The following is a 1637-nucleotide window of genomic DNA, read 5'->3' as shown; positions in this document are numbered from 1 at the left end:
TCACCGGCGCCGAACGCGCCAACTCGCAGGACCACCAGAACTGGAACATCCGCCCACTGTGGGCCGACCTCCTGGTCCCGCCCGACACGCCCGGCGTCCAGGCACTGCTCGACCACACCGACACCAGCCTGGTCGTGCTCGCCAAACCCGGACGCGACCTCTACCAACGGCTCGACGCAATCGGACTGACCGCCAGAACCTGGGAGGACATCGATTACTACGACTTCGTCGCCGGCATGCGGGCCATCATCTGGACCCTGGCCACAGTCATCCTCTCAGTCGGGTTGCTGACCTTCGCGATCGCCGCGATCGACCGCGCCGTCGCCCGCCGACGCGAACTGACTTCATTGCGCCTGATCGGCACCCCGCCGGCGCTGCTGCGCCGTGCCCAATGGCTGGAGGCGGCCCTGCCTACCGGCCTGGGATGCCTCGCAGCCATCCTCAGTGGACTCTTCGCCGGCAGCACCTACCTGCAACTCGGCTCCGACATGGGAGATGCGCCATGGAACCAGGGCATGGTCTTGATGGGCGTCGCCGCGCTCGCCGCCGCGGTGATCGCCGGCCTCACCGTCCTCGGCACGTCCAGCAGACTTAGCCCTGAACACATCCACGTCGAGTGAGCCGGGAGACGAACTCCATGACGTGATGGCAGAAGTTTCATCGCCTCCCCAAACGGGGGCCTGTACACAAGGCGGCCCACGTCGCCGCCGCTACCATGCTCGGCATCATGGCCGCGGTACTCGTCCCGTTCATACTGTTGTATCGCGACCGGTGGCCCCCTCCCGACAGCCCTGTCGTCGTGCGTGAGCTAGGGCAGGATCCCGTTTTCGTCAAACGCCATGATCTCAGAGATGACGCGGCCGGTTGGGGTGCAGCTGCTCGGGTCCTGAGTTTCTGAACGGTCAGACGTCCGAGGGTGTCGCGCTCACACCTCTGTGTCCGGCAGTCCCCAGATGTCCCGCGTCAGCGCAAAGCCAGCGGGGTCGATGTAGGAACCGTCGTGCGCGATGCGGCTGTGCGCGTGGCCGAGGGTGTGCAGGCCGAACGCCGCCTGCAATGCGTTCCATTGCCCCTGGATGTCCAGGGTCTGGTTCACGGACTTCTTGGCCATCCTCAGCCCGGCGGTGGGACGGGCCGCGATACGCTCGGCGAGGGCCAAGGTGGCCCGCTCCAGGTCCTGGCGGCGCACGACGCGGCTGACCATGCCGACCTGCCTGGCCTCCTCCGCTGTCATGGTCTCCCCGGTGAACAGCAGCTCCTTGGCCTTGCGGGCACCGAGCTCCCAGGGGTGCAGGAACAGCTCGACGTGACCGATGCCGAACGCCGTGACCGGATCGGCGAACAGTGCGTTCTCGCTGGCGACGATCAGGTCGGCCGGCCACATGGTCATCAAGCCACCTGCGAACACCCGCCCCTGGACCGCCGCGACGACCGGCTTGGGGAAGTTGCGCCAGCGCCAGTGCAGCTCCAGGAAGACCTCGGTCTCCCAGGCCATGTCGCCCTCGACGCCGCCGCGGGAGAACCCGCCCTCCAGCGTCACCTGGTCCATGCCGTCGGTGCTGAACAGCGCCTCGACGTCGTGCCCGAGCGAAAAGTCGTCGCCCTCGGCGGCGAGCACAAGCACGGAGATCGAGTCG

The 1637-nt window shown here is 67.3% G+C and carries 2 protein-coding genes; one reads left to right on the top strand and one right to left on the bottom strand.

Translation table 11 applies throughout. From position 1 onward, the window contains the following. Positions 1-620: FtsX-like permease family protein (locus ELR45_RS31985; RefSeq protein WP_205857683.1), on the top strand; the 620-nt coding region annotated here is incomplete at its 5' end. 305 nt (positions 621-925) lie between these two features. Here ELR45_RS31985 and ELR45_RS31980 read toward each other — a convergent pair. Next, a partial coding sequence (locus ELR45_RS31980) for an enoyl-CoA hydratase (RefSeq protein ID WP_129669923.1) occupies positions 926-1637 on the bottom strand: 712 nt, incomplete at its 5' end.

The sequence above is a fragment of the Phytoactinopolyspora endophytica genome (assembly GCF_004138495.1).
GTDB classification, from domain to species: domain Bacteria; phylum Actinomycetota; class Actinomycetes; order Jiangellales; family Jiangellaceae; genus Phytoactinopolyspora; species Phytoactinopolyspora endophytica.
The sequence above is the reverse complement of the archived record's forward strand: the minus strand, read 5'-3'. Positions and strand labels throughout refer to the sequence as shown.